The sequence below is a fragment of the Litorisediminicola beolgyonensis genome, assembly GCF_042679605.1.
Taxonomy (GTDB): Bacteria; Pseudomonadota; Alphaproteobacteria; order Rhodobacterales; family Rhodobacteraceae; genus Litorisediminicola; species Litorisediminicola beolgyonensis.
In genome coordinates this window covers 1-16,865 of sequence record NZ_JBHTMU010000057.1, presented here as the reverse complement: position 1 = coordinate 16,865, position 16,865 = coordinate 1, and the positions used below count along the sequence as shown (strand labels likewise).

Sequence of the window (16,865 nt, the reverse complement as noted above, 5' to 3'; positions counted from 1 at the left end):
CGCGGAGCGCTGCGCGCCGCGCGCCGCCCGCGCGTCCCACGCCGGGACGATGCCCTGCCCCAGCGCTTCTTCTTTTTCCAAATACGCGGCGCCTCGGCCTGCCACGCGCGCCATCGCCGGGGGGCTGCGCCGATGACCGCCGCGCCCGTGATCGACACCGCCCGTCTGCGGCTCCGCGGCCATGTCATGGCCGATATGGACGCGTTCGAGACCTTCTTCGCCTCGGACCGCGCCCGCTACAGCGACGGCCCCGAGACGCGCACGCATCTCTGGTACGGCTTCGCCTCCGAGGTCGGCTCCTGGCCGCTCATGGGCCATGGCGGCTGGGCGATCGAGACCCGCGACGGCCGCCTCGCCGGACAGGTCGCCATCACCCGCCCCCCGCGCTTTCCCGAGACCGAGATCGGCTGGATGCTGTTCGAAGGGTTCGAAGGCCGCGGCTACGCCTTCGAGGCCGCCTCCGCCGCGCTGGCCTGGGCCGCCGCGAGCGGCCTCTTCGAGACGCTCGTCAGCTATATCACGCCCGAGAACGCGCGCTCCATCGCGCTGGCCGAGCGGCTGGGCGCGCGCCACGACGCCTCCGCCGCGCTTCCCGACGGCGAGACCACCCTCGACACCGTCGTCTACCGCCACCCGCTGGCGGTGGGAGGGTCCGCATGAGCCTGACGCCCGCCCCCGTTCTCGAAACCGAGCGCCTGATCCTGCGCGGCCCGGAGCTCTCCGACGTTCCGGCCTTCGCGCGCTTCCACGGCGACCCGGTCCGCGCCCCGGGCTTCGGCCCGGTGATGGACCCGCATGACAGCTGGCGCTGGTGGGCGATGAATATCGGCCACTGGCACATCCACGGCTATGGCTACATGACCATCCTCGACCGCGCCTCGGGCGAACCGGCGGGGATCACCGGCATCTGGAACCCCTCCGGCTGGCCCGAGCCCGAGCTCGGCTGGGTCGTCTACGAAGGCTTCGAGGGCCGCGGCATCGCCTTCGAGGCGGCCAAACGCGCGCGGGACTGGGCCTACGAGGCCTTGGGCTTCACCACCCTGACCTCAAACATCCTCGCCACCAACACCCGCTCGCAGGCGCTTGCGCAGCGGCTCGGCGCGGTGTTCGAGCGCACCTACCAGAACGTGCATATGGGCGAAGACCAGCTCTGGCGTCATCCCGGTCCGGCGGAGGTGGCGGTATGAGCGCGCCGCGTCTGACCACCGAGCGCCTGATCCTGCGCCTGCCCTCCGAGGCGGACCTGCCCGCGTGCTCGGCCTACATGGCCTCCGAGCGCGCGCGCTTCACCGGCGGCCCGGTGACCGAGCCCATGGACCAATGGCGCGGCTTTCTCGCCGTTCTCGGTCACTGGGCGCTGCGCGGCTACGGCTTCTTCATGGTCACGCTCCGCGACGGCACCCCGGTCGGGCGCGTGGGCATCATTAACCACGTCATGTGGCCCGAGCCCGAGCTTGGCTGGCATATCTTCGAGGGCATGGAGGGCCAGGGCTACGCCTACGAGGCCGCGCTCGCCGCACGGACCTGGGCCGCGTCCGAGCTGGGCTTCACCCGGCTGATCTCGCAGATCCATCCCGAGAATGCCCGGTCGATCGCGCTGGCCGAGCGCCTCGGCGCGACGCTCGAGGGCGAAGGCACGCTTCTCGGCCATCCCTGCCTGAACTACCGCCACCCGGAGGTCATGCCATGACCGCGCCCGTCGAAAAGCATCGCCCCGGCCGTGCCGCCCGCGCCGCCGCCAAGATCGGCTCCGGCGTGCCCGTGCTCGACACCAGGCGCACGCAGATCCGCGCGCCGCGGATCTACGATTTTGACGCTTACGCGACGATCCTCGGCTCCGAGCGGGCGGCCTTCATGGGCGGGCCCTACACGCGCGAAGAGGCCTGGGCCGATTTCACCCAGACTACGGCGCTCTGGCTCCTGCACGGCTACGGGCTCTTCACCATCGACGCCGCGACCACGCCCACCGCGGGCTTCGTCCGGCTGAGCTTCGAGTATGGCGATGCCGAGCCCGAGCTCGGAATCATGCTGACCGAGGGGGCCGAGGGCAACGGCTATGCCGAGGAAGCGGTCCGCGCGGTCCTTGCGCATCTGAAAGACACCCTCGGCTGGGACACCGTGGTCAGCTACGCCGATCCAGACAATACGCGGCTCTCCGGTCTCATGGACCGGCTGGGCGCGTCCCGCGACGCCGAGGCCGAAGCCCGGCTCGCCGGGATCGCCGTCTGGCGCTTTGCCCTGTCCGACGCGGGCGGCGCGGAGACGGAGGTGCCGGCATGACCGAGATCCCCGTGTTCGAGACCGCCCGGCTGCGCCTGACCGCGCCGGAGCCCGAGAACTACCCCGATTTCAAGGCCACCTTCGCCTCCTACCGCTCGCGCTTCATGGGCGGGCCGCTCAACGCCTACGAGACCTGGATGCTCTATGCCGCCGAGATCGGCCACTGGATGATCCGCGGCTTCGGCATGTGGATGGTCCATCTCAAGGAGACGGGCGAGACGGTCGGCATGGCCGGTGGCTGGAAGCCCGCGAAATGGCCCGAGGCCGAGATCGCCTGGATCATTTGGCCCGCCCGCGCCGGGAACGGCTTCGCGCTCGAAGCGGTCAGCCGGGTGCGGCGCCATTTCTACGAGGATCGCGGCTGGGAGACCGCGGTCAGCTATCTCGACCCCAAGGATCTCGACTCGATCCGCCTCGCCGAGCGGCTGGGCGCGGCTCGCGACCACGAGGCGCCGACCGTGGACGGCAACGATGTCTGCTACCGGCACCCGTCGCCCGGGAAGCTGCGCGGCAGCCAGTTGGCGCATGGCATCGAGATGGAGATCCAGAACTACATCGACCCTCTCTTCAAACCGAAAGGCTGGGCCCTTGACTGAAGACACCGTCACCCGCGCCGCCGCCCTGCTGAGAGAGCATCGCGAGTCCATCGACCGGCTCGACGCGATCCTCGTCTTCACGCTGGCCGAGCGTTTCAAGCACACCCAGGCCGTGGGCGTCCTCAAGGCGCGCCACGACCTCCCGCCATCCGACCCCGCGCGCGAGGAAAGCCAGATCGCGCGGCTCAAGGATTTGGCGAACCAGGCCGATCTCGACCCGGATTTCGCCACCGCCTTCCTGAATTTCATCATTCAGGAAGTCATCAAGCACCACGAGAAACACCAATCGTGATCCGCGTATCCCCACGCGGCCCAAACCGACAGCCGAAGGAGTAAATATCATGGCTATCAAAATTCGTCTCGCCCGCGGCGGTTCCAAGAAGCGCCCCCACTACGCCATCGTCGCCGCCGACAGCCGCATGCCGCGCGATGGCCGCTTCATCGAGAAGCTCGGCACCTACAACCCGCTCCTCGCCAAGGATGACGAGCGCCGCGTGGTGATGAATGTCGAGCGCGTCCAGTACTGGCTGAGCCAGGGCGCCCAGACCACCGACCGGATCCAGCGCTTCCTCGAGAACGCGGGCCTGGCCGAGAAGAAAGAGCGCCAGAACCTCAAGAAGGGCGAGCCCGGCAAGGCCGCTCAGGAGCGCGCCAAGGAAAAGGCCGAAAAGGCCGCTGCAGCCTCCGCTCCGGCCGAAGAGCCCGCCGAGGACGCCTCGGCAGAATAATCCGACCCCTTACCGGATCGGACAGACGCGCGGGGAGCTACCCTCCCCGCGCGTTTTTCGTTCCGGGTGGACCACAAAGCGGCCTGAGGCGCCCTACCCCGCCAGACGCCGACGCGCGTCCTCGCGACTGCCCGTCGCCGGCACCAGCTCCGCCGCCTTGCCCAGCCCGAAGGCGGGCATGCCGCTATAGACCGTCTCGTAGGCGCCGTCCCGGACCAGGTAGGTCTCGTGCCAGATGCCGACATCGCCCCGCGCCTGCCGCATCCTTTTGTTGAAGGCGACCCAGGCGGGCCAATGCGCCTGCGTCTCGCTCCGGGCATAGGCCTCGAGGTGATCGAAGCTCCGCCAATACTGCACCATCGCCGCAAGCCCGAGCCCGGTATAGCCGAGAAACCCCGTCTCCTCGGACGGCGCCGCGGTCAGTTCGCGGATCATCCTCGGCATCGCCAGGGTCGCAGGCCCCCATTTCCAGACCTTCCAAGGCCTGTTCACCCGCAAGCCGATCAGGAAGACGACGAAATCGCCCTCGATCCGGGCGATCATCCGGTCGGCGATGATCCTGGGCATGGCTGTCTCCCTGTTGCCCCGCAGTGCAGGCACGAGTGTAGCACAGGGGCGCGCGGCACTTGCCCATAGCCGGACGCGGGTTAGAACCGCTATGATCGCGGTCGTCCCAGGACCGAGCCAAAGGAATCTGTTCATGTTGTCACTCCGCCTGTCCCTCGTCGCGCTGCTCGCCGCGTCGCCCGCCCTCGCCGCTGGCCCGGAGCCCGTGCCGGCAGCGCCCGTGATGATGCCGGCCCCGGCGGCTCCCGCGACGCCGAACCTCGTCTTCTCGCTCCGCGGCGGTGTCGCGACGTCGCCGGAATATTTCGGCTCGGACGAATACACGCTCGGGCCCGATTTCGGCCTGTCGGTGCATTACCTGCGCTGGGGTCAGCGCAGCTTCGGCGATCCCGATCCACAAGCGGTGACAAGCGGTTTCGCCCCGCGCGGCTCGTTCCGCTACATCGCCGCGCGCGATCCCGAGGATCACGACGCGCTTGACGGGCTCGACGAGGTCGACGCCGCGGTCGAACTGGGCTTCGGCCTCGGCTACACCGCCCGCAATTTCGAGGCGTTCGTCGATCTCCGCCGCGGCTTCGGCGGCCACGAGGACTGGGTTGCCGAAGCGGGCGCCGATGCGGTCTTCCGCCCCTCGCCCGCGCTGCGCCTGAGCATCGGCCCGCGCCTTCTCTGGGCCGGCGACGAGTATCACGAGACCTATTTCGGCGTGACCGAGGACGAGGCAGCCGCCTCCGATTTCGCCGCCTACGCGCCCGAGGGCGGCGTGGTCTCGACCGGTCTCGCGATGGGCATGACCTACCGTTTCAACGATGTCTGGTCGCTCGACGGCGAGGTCACCTACGACGTGTTCCGCGGCGACGCCGCGGACAGCCCCATCGTCCAGCAGGGCTCCGAGGATCAGTGGGGCGCGCGGATCGGCATCACCCGCGTCTTCTCGATCGGCGGCTGACGGCACGAGGGGGGCGCCCGCTATCGCCGGGCGCCCCTGCTTGCTCCGGGACGCCGCTCCGGTCTATTCCGGGGCGACGCATGGCAGCGAGGCGGAGATGACGGACAAGGTCTGCGTGGGAATGATCGGCGGCGCGTTCGGCGTCACCGGAGAGGTGCGCCTCAAGAGCTACACCGCCGATCCCGAGGCCATCGCCGATTACGCCCCGCTGACGAGCGAGGACGGGCAGAAAAGCTTCGACCTGCAGCTCACCCGCCCGATCAAGCAGGGCTTCGCCGCCCGCCTCTCGGGCATACGCACCAAGGAAGAGGCCGACGCGCTCAAGGGCACCCGCCTCTACGCGGAACGCGCGCGCCTGCCGGAGCCGGACGAGGACGAGTATTACCATGCCGACCTGATCGGCCTGCCGGTGCATGACACCGGCGGCGCGCTGATCGGAACCGTCAAGGCGGTGGTCGAGACCGGCGCCGCCGATCTTCTGGAGCTGCTCGTGCCCGGAAGCTCGAAAACCGTGCTCCTGCCCTTCACACAGGCCATCGTCCCGACGGTCGACCTCGCCGCTGGCCGCATCGTCGCCGATCCGCCCGAGGGCCTTCTCGACGCATGAGCCGCGTCCTGATCCACCCCGGCTTCCACAAGACCGGCACGACCTCGATCCAGTCGACGCTGAAGCTCAATGCCGACCGCCTCGCCCCACATCTCCGGATCGTTCTGCGCGATGACATGTCGGGTCTCACCGATGCCTGCCGCAGCTATTCCAAATCGCCGAAACCGAGGCGTCTCGACGCGGTCCTGCGCGAGGCCATCGCGCTCTTCGACACGCTGGAGCCCTCCGATCCGCGCCCCGTCCTGATCTCGTCCGAGGATCTCTCGGGCCTCCTGCCCGGCCGTCAGGACGTGCTGAGCTACGCCGCCGCGCCTGCGCTCATGGCCGCAATCGGTGGGGCGGCGGAGGAGCGGTTCGGCGACTGGCCGACCTTCGTCTTCACCACCCGCGACCCGGCGGGCTGGCTCGGATCGTCCTGGTGGCAGCACCTGCGCTCGACCCGGATGACCGACGACCTCGACGCCTGGTCCGACCGCGCCGCCGAGGCCGCGCAGCTCGACCTCATCGTGGCGGCGACCTCCGAAGCCGTCCCGGACGCCACGGTGATCGCGGCCCCGCTTGCCGAGGCCAAGGACCTGCCCGAAGGGCCGTTGTCGCCGCTCCTGGACCTCCTCGACCTGCCCCCGTCGCTACGCGGTACACTGGAGATCGCGCCACGCGCGAACGCGACGCCTTCCGTCGGGCTCGAGCCGATCTTCCTGGCGCTCAACCGCTCGGGTCTGCCCGACGCGATCGTCGGCGAGACCAAGCGCATGCTCCTGCGCAAAGCGCGTAAGATCGACGGCTGACGCCGCGTTTTCGGCCCCGGCTTTCCCGGTTTTTGCCCGATTCCGGTGCCAGCGTCCTGCGACCGACTGCCCGCGACGCCCAGGATTGCTCCCGTGACCCTCGTTCAGTACCGCCTTCTGTTTTCGGCCCTGGCCTTTTTCCCGAGCCTCGCGCTTCTGATCCTGCCCGAAGCGGCGCGGATCGACCTTGCCTACATGCTGGGCATCGGCGGCACGCTCGGCGCGCTGTCGCTCCTGACCATCACCGCCGTGCATTTGGCAGGAGCCGTCGCGCCCCGCAGGCCCGAGCCACGCACCGTGGATGAGGGCGATGCGCAAGCCCCACACACCCCCGAGCGCCTCGAAGACGTGGACGACACGGCGCTCGAAGCGGACGACGTCAAAGCGTCCGAGACCCACGAGCCCGCGCCGCCTCCGGTCGCCAGCCTTCTGGTCTCCGGCGCCCTGCGCGACCTGCCGACGGATCTCCCGCCCCCGGAGGCGCGGCGCCTGCGGATCGCGCAGGCGCTCGACATGGCCGCGCAGCCGCCCGAGGGCGTGTCCGGTTCGCCCGACCATGCCCGCGCCTGCGTGATCGCACAGGTGGCGGACCTTTGGGGCGCGTCAGAGGCCGATGCGCTCGACGCCGCCCAGATCACCGAACTGGCGCTTCTCGACCGCCTGATGCACCTGCCCAGAGACGAGGCCGAGCCCCTGATCGACCTCTTCATCGCGCCGCGACTCCTGCGCGACGCCCATGCCAAGATCGCGGCGCTTGGCGAGCGGCACGCGGCACGCCTGGACGGTCAGGCGCTCTGCGCCGCGACCGAACGGCTGCGCAAGACCCAAGTTCCCGCGCGCACCCCCGGCGGGCTGCTCCTGGCGCTGCAGGCGCTCGAAGAGCCCGACCCCGATCTCTGGCACCGGGTCGTCACTGAGCACGATCCCGAAGACGCCACCCAGGCGGAGGCCGCGCTCTGGTGCGTCCGCCAACTGGGCTGCCACCGCGCCACCATCGCGCTCTACCTGTCCGAGCGGGTTGCCGAGGACGCCTTCGACGCCGCCGCCGAGCGTGGCGACCGGGCCTGGCTCGCCGGGATCGGGGCCGTCCTGGTGAATTGGGGCCAAGGCAGATACCGCGCCTCGGGCATCGGCCTGTTTCCCGCCGACCGGCTGATCGGTCAGGCCCCGGCCCTCTCCGACGCGCTCGACCGGCTCAGCGAACGGCTGGACGAGCCGCGCTGGCCGACGCCCTCTGGCATGATGACCGTCCACACCGGCCGCCCGCCGCGCCCCCGCCCGGCCTGGGACCTGGCCTCGGGCCGCCTGACCGAGGCACCGGACCCCGACGATTACGCGCCGCAGCCCTGACCCGGCAGGCGCGACGAGCCTGCCCTTTGCCTTTCCCGGCATCAGGCGCTAGAGGCTCCGGCATCGTTCCCGTGCAAAGCCAGCCGCAGACATGTCCGACACCGCCCGCTCCCATGGCCGCAAGAGCATCCATGCCAGCCTGAAGCCCCGCGACCTGATGTCCGAGGACTCCGATCTCGTCGGCGTGTGGAAAGCGCAGGTCATCACCCTTCTGCCCGAGGCGTTTCCGGGGCTTCTGGGCCAGTCCCTGACCGGCCGCGCGCTCAAGGACGGGCTATGGCAGCTCGAGCCCATCGACCTGCGGCGCTTCGGCGAAGGGCGCCACCGCAATGTCGACGACACCCCGGCCGGGGGCGGCGCCGGCATGGTGCTTCGCGCCGATATCATGGCCGCCGCGATCGAGGATGCCCGCGCGCGCATCGCCCGGCAGGCCCCGCTGATCTACCTCTCGCCCCGCGGGCGGCGCTTCGATCAGAACATGGCCAAGGCCTTGGCCGCCGGTCCCGGCGCGACGCTGATCTGCGGCCGGTTCGAAGGGCTCGACCAGCGCGTGATCGACGCCTACGACATTCTCGAGGTGAGCCTCGGCGACTTTGTCCTCACCGGCGGCGAGATCGCCGCGCAGGCCTTGATCGACGCGAGCGTCCGACTTATACCGCGCGTGCTCGGGAATCAGGCGTCCGTCGAAGAGGAATCCTTTTCGCACGGACTTTTGGAGCACCCGCAGTACACCAAACCCGCCGTCTGGAACGGTCGCGCGATCCCCGAAGTGCTTCTGTCGGGCCATCACGCGAAGATCACCGACTGGCAGCGGGACCAAGCCGAACGGCTGACGAAGACAAGACGACCTGACCTCTGGCGGGCTTACCTGATCGAACAAGGTAGGGACCCGGACGAAGACCGAGAGCTCTGAGGACGCGAGACACCTTTGCGGAACAACCGCAAGCAGAGATAGGAGAGATCAGATGGATCTGATCGCACAGCTGGAGGCGGAACAGATCGCCTCCCTCGGGAAGACCATTCCCGATTTCAAGGCCGGCGACACCGTCCGCGTCGGCTTCAAGGTGACCGAGGGCACGCGCACCCGGGTGCAGAACTACGAAGGCGTCTGCATCAGCCGCAAGAACGGCAAGGGCATCGCCGGCTCGTTCACCGTCCGCAAGATTTCCTTTGGCGAGGGCGTCGAGCGCGTCTTCCCGCTCTACTCGACCAACATCGAGTCGATCGAGGTCGTGCGTCGTGGCCGCGTCCGCCGCGCCAAGCTCTACTACCTCCGTTCGCGCCGCGGCAAATCCGCCCGGATCGCGGAAGACACCCACTACAAGCCGCTCAACGCGGGCGCATAAGGAGCCGGGTCATGAAAAAAGACATCCATCCCGACTACCACATGGTCACCGTCAAGATGACCGACGGCACCACGTTCGAGACCCGCACTGTCTGGGGCAAAGAGGGCGACACGCTGTCGCTCGACATCGACCCGACCGTGCACCCGGCCTGGACCGGTGGCTCGTCGCGCCTGCTCGACCAGGGCGGCCGCGTGTCGAAGTTCAAGAAGAAATACGAAGGCCTCGGCTTCTGAGCCTGACGCGCTTTCGCAGTGCCACGAAACGCCGCCCCTCGGGGCGGCGTTTTTCGTCGTGCCTGCGCGATGTCACACGAGGTCGAAGAGGTTCGTCCCGTCGCCCAGGAGCACGGTCTCGAAATTCCGGATGACGATGTCCTGGTTGTAATGAGTGAGGCGGAACACGCCGCCCGCGCCCTCGACCGTGAAATCGCTGCCCGCCGTCAGGTGCCGGAGCCGCAGAAAATCCGCGTCACCTGCGCCGCCACGCCAGGTGTCCCCATCGCCGTCGATGACAAGCTCATGCCCCCAGCCGGTCGCCTCGCTCAGGTCGAGGATCAGGCGGTCATTGCCCGCGCCCATCTCGATCTCGCCGTCAAAGCCGCCCATGAAGCCGATCGCATCGGGCCGCAGCCCCACCTTCGCGTTCGAGAAGAAGACGAAATCGTCCCCGGTGCCCGCGTCAATACTTGTGCCAAGCGCCGCCGAGGAGAGCGCGTTCTCGCCGGTGATGCGGATCTTCAGCCAGTCGTCACCGGAGCCAAGGTCGAAGCTGCCGTTCACGCTCTGGTAACCGCCGAGCGACGTGGTATCGCTGTCGAGCAGCCGGATGCTGACGACGTCATGGCCGGAGCCGGTCGAGACGTCCGACCAGAAGGCCGTCTCCAGCCCGCCGCGCATCTGGACCAGAACCTGGTCGCTGCCCTGTGCGGTCGAGATGTTCATGCCTTGCGCAATCGCCGCTCCCGGCGAGCGCATGTCCACGACGACGATGTCGTCTCCCATCCCGGTCCCGACATCCACGAATTGGAATAACGTGAAGTCCTGACCATGCCCGACGAGCGAGACGATGTCGTCGCCGCCGAAGGTCTGGATCGGCAGCGTCTCATAATTCGTGACGCCCTGCGCCCCGTAGAAGAAATCGTCATCCTGGAAGACCCTGAGGATCTTGCTGCGCAACTGGATAATGTCGTCGCCCTCGGTGCCGGTAACGAGGGCGGGATAGCTCGGATCGTCCAGGAGCCCGTCATATTGCAGCCGCCAGGGCGCGTCGGTCCGCCCGATCCCGATGGCATTCCATTTGATTCCACCATCGCCCCAGACCAGCGGCGTTTCGGGAAGACCGGCGCCGTAGACGGTCAGATCGACGGTGATCTCGTTGCTCGCGGCGCCGTGGCGGTCCACCGCACGGAGCACCACCTCGCCCTCGAGAAATTCGTCCGTATCGAAGCCATCGACCGCCGAACCCGGGTCGAGCACCAGCCGTCCGCCTTCGATCCGCGCGCCGAAACCGGCGGGGGCCGAGAGGATCTCGAAATTCAGCGTCGCGCCATCGTCGTCGCTATCGATATCCGACGCGATCGCAGCGAGGTCCAGAAAGGCCGCGGTCTGCCCTTGCGTCGCCGAGAGGCTCCGGAAGCCCTCTTCCAGGACCGGAGCGTCATTGACCCCGACGAGCTCGATCACGGTCTCCTGCTGGATCACCGTTCCGTCGGGCATCACGATATCGAAGACGATCCGCTGCTCGCGGATCTCGCCTTCGGCCAGAACGACCGGATCGAAGGTGCGGTAGATGTTCACCCGGTCCGGCGTGTAGCGGAAGGTCAGCTCGGTCTGACGACCCATCCGCGTCCAGCCACCGCCGGTGTAATCCCAGTAGAGGATCCCCGTGTCGTAGACCGAGGCCGCATCGTTGAAATTATACTCGAAGAGATCGTCGTAATCAGTGATCGTGACGGTATAGGTCACCGTCTCGCCCACCGTCACCCGCACCGGCCCGTCCGGCGCGTCGATGGTCGTGGGGTTGTCCTCGGTCAGCAGCATGTAGGCGTCGTCGAACTGCAGGGCTTCGAACTTGTAGAGATTGTCGAGCCCCATATAGCCGTCGTCGCGGTTCAGGTCAGAGACGATCAGCGCGTCGCGATCCCCCCATTTGATGAAGAAATCCCAGATCGAGCCCGAATAGACCATGACATCGAAGCCATTGCCGCCGCGCACCTTGTCATCGGTCGGCTGTGCGTAATGAAACGTGACGCCGCCGATCTCGTCGGACGGTTTCTGCGGTTTGGGCATGGGACAAAATTCCTTTCACTCGAAAAATGGCGTGCGGATGCTGCCCCTTAAAATGGTGCAGTTCAGAATAGAGTCCAAAGGTTTCAGCGAGGCGCCGCACCCGTTCTCCGGGAACGGCGCACTCCGCGTCAGCGATAGCGCTTGAGCGTGCGCTCGAAGGCCCCGAGCGAATAGTCCCGGACGAAACATTCGTGATCGCGCTCGAGCCGCTCGACCGCTTCCTCGGCAAAATGCACGACATCGTCGAAGAACAGGTGCCGCGGCATCATCGCCTCGAGGATACGCGGCTCGATATCGTAATCGAGCTGTCCCGCGTCGTCCGAGCGCGCATGCGCATGCGCCAAGGCCCGCCCGCAAGCTTTCGCGTAGGATTTCCAGCTTTTCTTCGACAGGTCGTCGAGGTCGATATCGTCGCGGAAGGGTGCCCGTTCGCGGGACATGAAGCTGTCCCCGTCGATCTCGGCGCTGCCGTAGAACACGTCGCCCCCCACGAGATGGACCCCCTGCCCGTGTTCGATCCGGTCGCCTTTGCCGCCCGCGTCAAAGGGCATCTCCGGCACCAAACCTTCGAGCGCCGAGCGGCGGGCCTTCTTGAACTCGATGATCAGATCGTCGGTCGCATCCGCGCTCGGCCCTTCAAGCAGCACGTAGAAGCGCGGCAGGCCCAAGGACGCCGTGCCCTGCCCGTGGCGGAGGCAAACGTCCTTGACCTTCAGATCCCCGGCCCGCCCGCCGGGCTTGATGTCGTTCTTCTTGGCGAGCGCGTCGATATAGCCCTGGAACTCCTCGACACGGCTCGAGATCGGTGTGAACTCGTGATTGGCGCGAAAGCCGCGCCCGCTTTCATCGAGATACCGATCCCAAAGCCAGCTCTTCCGGCTTTCCTCGGCCTGTTCGAAAAGGCGGCAAATGACCTTGGGGCTGTTATCGGGACGCATCTGTTCGCTGCTTTCGGTGCCCGTCTCGGCGTAATAGGCCATGCCCTTGAAATAGCCTTTCAGAAACGCCTTCGCGATTTTGCGGCAGCGCTTGCGCCCATGCCCGCCCTCTTCAGCGGCGGCCAGCATGAAACCGGTCGCTCCACGTTTCAGATCCCAGGTGAACGGCCCGTAGCTCACATCGTCGAAATCATTGACGCCGAAGATCGGAACGTTGTCGGCATTGGGCATCACGCCGAAATTCTCGGGATGCACGTCGCCCAGGACCAGCACGGTCGGCATCCGCGAATCCTCGCCCGCGAGATCGCGGTGAAACAGGAGCGACGTGCCGCGGAAGAAGGAAAAGAGCGAGCCCGCGAGTTTCTCGAACTTCTCCTCGGCGCCCGTGCTTTTCTGCGCGATGCGGATCTCGTGATCTTCGAGAATGGTATTGCGCACATGCATCCGGCGTTCGTGGCCGGTCATGTTCCGGGGGCGCATGACGCAGACGCCGTCCGCCACCTGCTTGGCGAGCGCGCGGTACTGTTCGACCCGGCTGCCGAGATCCTCGACCGCGCGCACCTGATCGCCGGCGCCGTCGCTTCCCCCGTTGCCGGAGCTTTTCTTGGATGTCTTGGATTGTCCCATGATCGTCCCCGGCTGAAGAATGGAAAAAGATGTCACGGACAAACACCGATCTTCGGGGCTTCGTTCCCCCCGTCTCGACAGAAGGCGGGCGCCACGCTACCTCCTGACGCCATGGGACGACCACCGACGGGCACCGCGTGACGCCGCTTCTCCGCCTCCTTGCAGCCTTTCTCCTGGCCGCGCTCGCCTCGGCCTGCGCGCCGAGCTTTCCCGACGGCCCGCCGCAGCCGACCGAGCGCGACATCGTCCAACTGACCATCGCGATCAACTATCTCGGACCCGGGATCGACCCGGTCGAGGCCGCGCGCGCCGCGCGCATCGCCTATCTTTACCCGCTGCAACTCGCCGAGAGCTACCAGATCACCGACGCGCCCATCGTCCACAACCGCAAGGTCAATCGCGGCCTGAAGCCGCGCGGCCTCTGCTGGCATTGGGCGACCGACATGGAGGCGCGGCTGGCACAGGAGAACTTCCGGACGCTCGACCTGCACCGCGCCATCGCCAATGCCGACGCGGCCTTCCGGTTGGAGCATTCGACGGTGATCGTGTCCGCCAAGGGGCGCGGCATGTATGACGGCATCGTCCTCGATCCCTGGCGGCGTGGCGGCGCGCTCTTCTGGTCGCGCACCACCGAGGACCGCTGGTATGACTGGAAACCCCGCGCCCAGGTCCTTGCCGATAAGCGCGCCGCACGGGGCCTTGATCCGCGCCTGCCGCCCGCCGTCGCCGCGACACCGAGCCGCTAGACACCGGCCTTCGCGAGGGCCAATCGCCAGCGGCATGAAGACTCTGCCGCGTAACCGCTTCCCTTGCGGGTCTCCACAAGATACAGTGCGACTCCAAGCACCACGCACAAACAAGTGGGCGACAGAGGGCGCAGAGTGGCACATATCGTCGTTGTCGGGAACGAGAAGGGCGGCGCGGGGAAATCCACCGTGTCGATGCATATTGCCACCGCGCTGGCGCGCATGGGGCATCGCGTCGGCATGGTCGACCTGGACCTGCGCCAGCGGACGACCGGGCGCTATTGCGACAATCGTCAACGCTACCTGGAAAGCCAGGGGATCGACCTGCCCTCGCCCTCCTATATCGACCTGCCCGAGATCGACGCCTCGGCACTCGGACCGGGCGAGAACGTCTATGACCATCGCCTCTCCGCCGCCGTCGCCACGCTCGAGCCGCAATCGGATTTCGTCCTGATCGACTGCCCCGGCTCGCATACGCGCCTGAGCCAGGTCGCGCATTCGCTCGCCGACACGCTGGTCACGCCGCTGAACGACAGCTTCATCGATTTCGACCTCCTCGCCCGGGTCGAGGCCGATGGCGAGACGATCAAGGGACCGTCGGTCTATTCCGAGATGGTCTGGAACGCCCGCCAGCTCCGCGCCCAGGCCGGGCTCGCCCCGATCGACTGGGTCGTCCTGCGCAACCGTCTTGGCGCGCAGAACATGGTCAACAAGATGAAGATGGAAAAGGCGCTGGAGCGGCTCTCCAAGCGCATCGGCTTCCGCATCGCGCCGGGCTTCTCGGAGCGCGTGATCTTCCGCGAACTGTTTCCGCGCGGCCTGACGCTGCTCGACCTCAAGGACATCGGCGTAAAGAGCCTCAACATCTCTAACGTCGCGGCGCGGCAGGAATTGCGCGATCTCCTGAAGGCGCTGCGCCTTCCCGGCGTCGACGTCCGCTTCTGATGGCCCGGGGGCCGTCCAGGGGCGAGCTGATCTTCCGTCTCTGCTTCTCGCTCGCGGGTCTGGCGCTTCTGGGCGCCGCCATCGCGGTCCGCGGATGGCCACAGGGCCCCGCGCTTTTCGAGGTGATCGGCGTGGCCGGGCTCTTCTTCGGTGGCACCGCGGTCTGGAGCGCATGGCGGCTCTGGAAGCGATAGAGACGCGCGCCTCGCGGCCGCGCCGTTAACCGAAACGTCACCGCGCCCGTGCGATCCTCCGCGCATGTCTCGCTGCGCGCTCCTTCTCTGTCTCCTTCTCTCGGCCTGCACCACGGCCAGCCCCGGCTTCTACGGCGCGGCACCCATCCGTATCGACGGACCGGAGCACCGCTTCATCGCCCGCCGCAAAGGCGCGCTGATGGAGCTGATCCGCACCGACCCGGCGCTCTTCCCGCAATTCCCCGACGTCGCGAAGGACGGCGCAGCCGCTGCGCTCTGGGCGACCGGATGCCACGCGGCCTGGATTCGCGGCGACCCGTCGATGATGATCCTCGGCCTCTCCTGCCCCGGCGCCGCCCCTCCCCCGAAACCGCGCGGAACCGCCTCGTTCAGTTGCGAGGCGCTCACCACCGATATCGCGGGCGGAACGCTCGCGGATATCAGCTGCCAGCGGCTCTGAGAGTGACTCAGCTCAGAAGCGGCTTCTCGAAGAACCGGCTCGAGCCGTTCTCGCGATAGGCCCCGAAGGGCCCGGTCGGCAGATAGCCGTGGCGGCGATAGAGATGGCCCGCCGCGCGCAGCTTGTCGCCGGTCTCGAGCCGCAGAAGCGCGATGCCCTCGCGCCGCGCGACCTCTTCGGCATGGGCCAGAAGACGCTTGCCGACACCGATCCCCCGCGCCTCGGGCGCGACGAAGAACGACTTGATCTCGGCATAGTCACCGCTCCGCATCAGGGCGATGCAGCCCAGAAGCGTGCCGTCCGCCTCGGCCACGAAAAAGCTCGCCTCGGGCTCGGCCAGGGCGGCGGCATCCAGGTGATGGTTCTCGTCGGCGGGAAACAGCAGCTCCATCAGCGCGTGGCTGTCGCGCAGGAGCTGCATCGCTTGCGGCTCGAACGGCGTTTCTGAGCGGATAGAGAGGCACATCTCTCGGGTCCTGCGGCTGAGGCCCAAACAGGAGACCGCGAGTCCGCGCTGCGATCAAGAGGGAATTCCGAACAGGCCCCGTCAATATATTGTGGATAACGCCAAGCCCGTCGCGAAATGCAGCGGCAAAGCATTTGACTCACAACCCGTCGCCTTGCCACCCTATGACACGGGCAAAGAATCGGGGCAGGTCTTGCGCTTTTCGCGACTGAAACTCACGGGCTTCAAAAGCTTTGTCGATCCCACCGATCTGGTGATCGCCGAGGGGCTGACCGGCGTGGTCGGACCGAACGGCTGCGGCAAGTCCAACCTTCTCGAGGCGCTGCGCTGGGTCATGGGCGAGAACCGCCCCACCGCCATGCGCGGCGGCGGCATGGAGGACGTGATCTTCGCCGGTGCGGCCTCGCGCCCGGCCCGCAACTTCGCCGAGGTCACGCTGACGCTCGACAACTCCGACCGCCTCGCGCCCGCCGGGTTCAACGACAGCGACCACCTCGAAATCGTGCGCCGGATCACCCGCGACGTGGGCTCCGCCTACAAGGCCAACGGCAAGGACACGCTGGCGCGCGACATCCAGATGCTCTTCGCCGATGCCGCGACCGGCTCGCATTCGCCCGCTCTGGTGCGGCAGGGTCAGATTTCCGAGCTGATCAACGCCAAACCCAAGGCCCGCCGCCGCATTCTCGAGGATGCCGCGGGCATCGGCGGTCTCTACCAGCGCCGCCATGAAGCCGAACTGAAGCTCAAGAACACCGAGGCCAACCTGACCCGCGTCGATGACGTGATCGAGAGCCTCGCGCAGCAACTTGCGCAGCTCGCCCGCCAGGCCCGTCAGGCGGCGCGCTATCGCTCCATCGGCACCGATCTGCGTCAGGCCGAAGGTACGCTGCTCTACCGTCGCTGGCAAGAGGCCGAAGCGGCCCGCGCCGCCGCCGAAACAGCGCTCCGCGCCCGCATCACCGACGCCGCCCGCGCCGAGGCCGCCGCCCG

At 67.5% G+C, this 16,865-nt stretch carries 23 protein-coding genes; 19 read left to right on the top strand and 4 right to left on the bottom strand.

Features of this window, described 5'->3' with window-relative positions:
- The first annotated feature begins 132 nt into the window (after positions 1-132).
- Genes ACFQ4E_RS19370 through rpsP form a run of 7 tightly spaced genes read left to right on the top strand, consistent with a single transcriptional unit; the run spans position 133 to position 3,604 of the window.
- Positions 133-660, top strand: coding sequence for a GNAT family N-acetyltransferase (locus ACFQ4E_RS19370; RefSeq protein WP_386806183.1), 528 nt, complete (start codon positions 133-135; stop codon positions 658-660).
- Positions 657-1,187: a GNAT family N-acetyltransferase gene (locus ACFQ4E_RS19365; RefSeq protein ID WP_386806182.1), complete on the top strand. Its 531-nt coding sequence runs from the start codon at positions 657-659 to the stop codon at positions 1,185-1,187. Before ACFQ4E_RS19370 ends, ACFQ4E_RS19365 begins: the two co-directional genes overlap by 4 nt.
- Positions 1,184-1,690, top strand: a complete 507-nt coding sequence (locus ACFQ4E_RS19360) for a GNAT family N-acetyltransferase (RefSeq protein ID WP_386806181.1) — start codon at positions 1,184-1,186, stop codon at positions 1,688-1,690. The genes ACFQ4E_RS19365 and ACFQ4E_RS19360 overlap by 4 nt, the downstream gene beginning before the upstream one ends.
- On the top strand, positions 1,687-2,280 hold the full coding sequence (locus tag ACFQ4E_RS19355) for a GNAT family N-acetyltransferase (protein WP_386806180.1): 594 nt from the start codon (positions 1,687-1,689) through the stop codon (positions 2,278-2,280). Before ACFQ4E_RS19360 ends, ACFQ4E_RS19355 begins: the two co-directional genes overlap by 4 nt.
- A complete protein-coding gene (locus tag ACFQ4E_RS19350; RefSeq protein WP_386806179.1) occupies positions 2,277-2,876 on the top strand; it encodes a GNAT family N-acetyltransferase in 600 nt (199 codons plus the stop codon). Before ACFQ4E_RS19355 ends, ACFQ4E_RS19350 begins: the two co-directional genes overlap by 4 nt.
- Positions 2,869-3,168 carry a chorismate mutase gene (locus ACFQ4E_RS19345; protein ID WP_386806178.1) on the top strand — a complete coding sequence of 100 codons (300 nt, stop codon included), beginning with the start codon at positions 2,869-2,871 and terminating at the stop codon, positions 3,166-3,168. The genes ACFQ4E_RS19350 and ACFQ4E_RS19345 overlap by 8 nt, the downstream gene beginning before the upstream one ends.
- Before the next feature lie 49 nt (positions 3,169-3,217).
- Entirely contained in the window at positions 3,218-3,604 is a 387-nt protein-coding gene (gene rpsP, locus ACFQ4E_RS19340) for a 30S ribosomal protein S16 (protein WP_386806177.1), read from the top strand.
- 93 nt (positions 3,605-3,697) lie between these two features.
- Here the strand turns inward: rpsP and ACFQ4E_RS19335 are convergent, their stop codons facing one another.
- A complete protein-coding gene (locus ACFQ4E_RS19335) occupies positions 3,698-4,171 on the bottom strand; it encodes a DUF4188 domain-containing protein (protein ID WP_386806176.1) in 474 nt (157 codons plus the stop codon).
- A 133-nt stretch (positions 4,172-4,304) separates the two neighbouring features.
- On the opposite strand from ACFQ4E_RS19335, the gene ACFQ4E_RS19330 reads away from it, so the two are divergent.
- The 7 genes from ACFQ4E_RS19330 to rpmE all read left to right on the top strand — a co-directional run bounded on the left by ACFQ4E_RS19330 (position 4,305) and on the right by rpmE (position 9,444).
- A complete protein-coding gene (locus tag ACFQ4E_RS19330) occupies positions 4,305-5,120 on the top strand; it encodes a MipA/OmpV family protein (protein ID WP_386806175.1) in 816 nt (271 codons plus the stop codon).
- A gap of 97 nt (positions 5,121-5,217) precedes the next feature.
- On the top strand, positions 5,218-5,727 hold the full coding sequence (gene rimM, locus ACFQ4E_RS19325; RefSeq protein WP_386806184.1) for a ribosome maturation factor RimM: 510 nt from the start codon (positions 5,218-5,220) through the stop codon (positions 5,725-5,727).
- Positions 5,724-6,515, top strand: coding sequence for a hypothetical protein (locus tag ACFQ4E_RS19320; RefSeq protein WP_386806174.1), 792 nt, complete (start codon positions 5,724-5,726; stop codon positions 6,513-6,515). The genes rimM and ACFQ4E_RS19320 overlap by 4 nt, the downstream gene beginning before the upstream one ends.
- Positions 6,516-6,608: 93 nt before the next feature.
- Positions 6,609-7,865, top strand: coding sequence for a hypothetical protein (locus ACFQ4E_RS19315; protein ID WP_386806173.1), 1,257 nt, complete (start codon positions 6,609-6,611; stop codon positions 7,863-7,865).
- Between the two features lie 91 nt (positions 7,866-7,956).
- Positions 7,957-8,778, top strand: a complete 822-nt coding sequence (trmD, locus tag ACFQ4E_RS19310) for a tRNA (guanosine(37)-N1)-methyltransferase TrmD (protein ID WP_386806172.1) — start codon at positions 7,957-7,959, stop codon at positions 8,776-8,778.
- Between the two features lie 52 nt (positions 8,779-8,830).
- A complete protein-coding gene (rplS, locus tag ACFQ4E_RS19305) occupies positions 8,831-9,211 on the top strand; it encodes a 50S ribosomal protein L19 (protein ID WP_386806171.1) in 381 nt (126 codons plus the stop codon).
- A gap of 11 nt (positions 9,212-9,222) precedes the next feature.
- Positions 9,223-9,444 (top strand): 50S ribosomal protein L31, encoded by a 222-nt coding sequence (gene rpmE, locus ACFQ4E_RS19300; protein ID WP_386806170.1) that lies wholly within the window; start codon positions 9,223-9,225, stop codon positions 9,442-9,444.
- A gap of 72 nt (positions 9,445-9,516) precedes the next feature.
- Here the strand turns inward: rpmE and ACFQ4E_RS19295 are convergent, their stop codons facing one another.
- A complete protein-coding gene (locus tag ACFQ4E_RS19295; protein ID WP_386806169.1) occupies positions 9,517-11,499 on the bottom strand; it encodes a hypothetical protein in 1,983 nt (660 codons plus the stop codon).
- A gap of 128 nt (positions 11,500-11,627) precedes the next feature.
- A complete protein-coding gene (locus ACFQ4E_RS19290; RefSeq protein WP_386806168.1) occupies positions 11,628-13,064 on the bottom strand; it encodes a DUF2252 domain-containing protein in 1,437 nt (478 codons plus the stop codon).
- Positions 13,065-13,201: 137 nt separating this feature from the next.
- Here ACFQ4E_RS19290 and ACFQ4E_RS19285 point away from each other — a divergent pair, with 137 nt between their 5' ends.
- From ACFQ4E_RS19285 to ACFQ4E_RS19270, 4 genes are all read left to right on the top strand, one after another.
- Positions 13,202-13,810, top strand: coding sequence for a hypothetical protein (locus ACFQ4E_RS19285; protein WP_386806167.1), 609 nt, complete (start codon positions 13,202-13,204; stop codon positions 13,808-13,810).
- A gap of 135 nt (positions 13,811-13,945) precedes the next feature.
- Positions 13,946-14,755: a division plane positioning ATPase MipZ gene (locus tag ACFQ4E_RS19280; protein WP_386806166.1), complete on the top strand. Its 810-nt coding sequence runs from the start codon at positions 13,946-13,948 to the stop codon at positions 14,753-14,755.
- Positions 14,755-14,949: a hypothetical protein gene (locus tag ACFQ4E_RS19275; RefSeq protein ID WP_386806165.1), complete on the top strand. Its 195-nt coding sequence runs from the start codon at positions 14,755-14,757 to the stop codon at positions 14,947-14,949. The genes ACFQ4E_RS19280 and ACFQ4E_RS19275 overlap by 1 nt, the downstream gene beginning before the upstream one ends.
- A gap of 64 nt (positions 14,950-15,013) precedes the next feature.
- Entirely contained in the window at positions 15,014-15,409 is a 396-nt protein-coding gene (locus ACFQ4E_RS19270) for a hypothetical protein (RefSeq protein ID WP_386806164.1), read from the top strand.
- Between the two features lie 7 nt (positions 15,410-15,416).
- Here ACFQ4E_RS19270 and ACFQ4E_RS19265 read toward each other — a convergent pair whose 3' ends face one another.
- Positions 15,417-15,875, bottom strand: coding sequence for a GNAT family N-acetyltransferase (locus tag ACFQ4E_RS19265; protein WP_386806163.1), 459 nt, complete (start codon positions 15,873-15,875; stop codon positions 15,417-15,419).
- Positions 15,876-16,068: 193 nt separating this feature from the next.
- Here ACFQ4E_RS19265 and ACFQ4E_RS19260 point away from each other — a divergent pair.
- The coding region (locus tag ACFQ4E_RS19260; RefSeq protein WP_386806162.1) for an AAA family ATPase at positions 16,069-16,865 on the top strand (797 nt) is incomplete at its 3' end.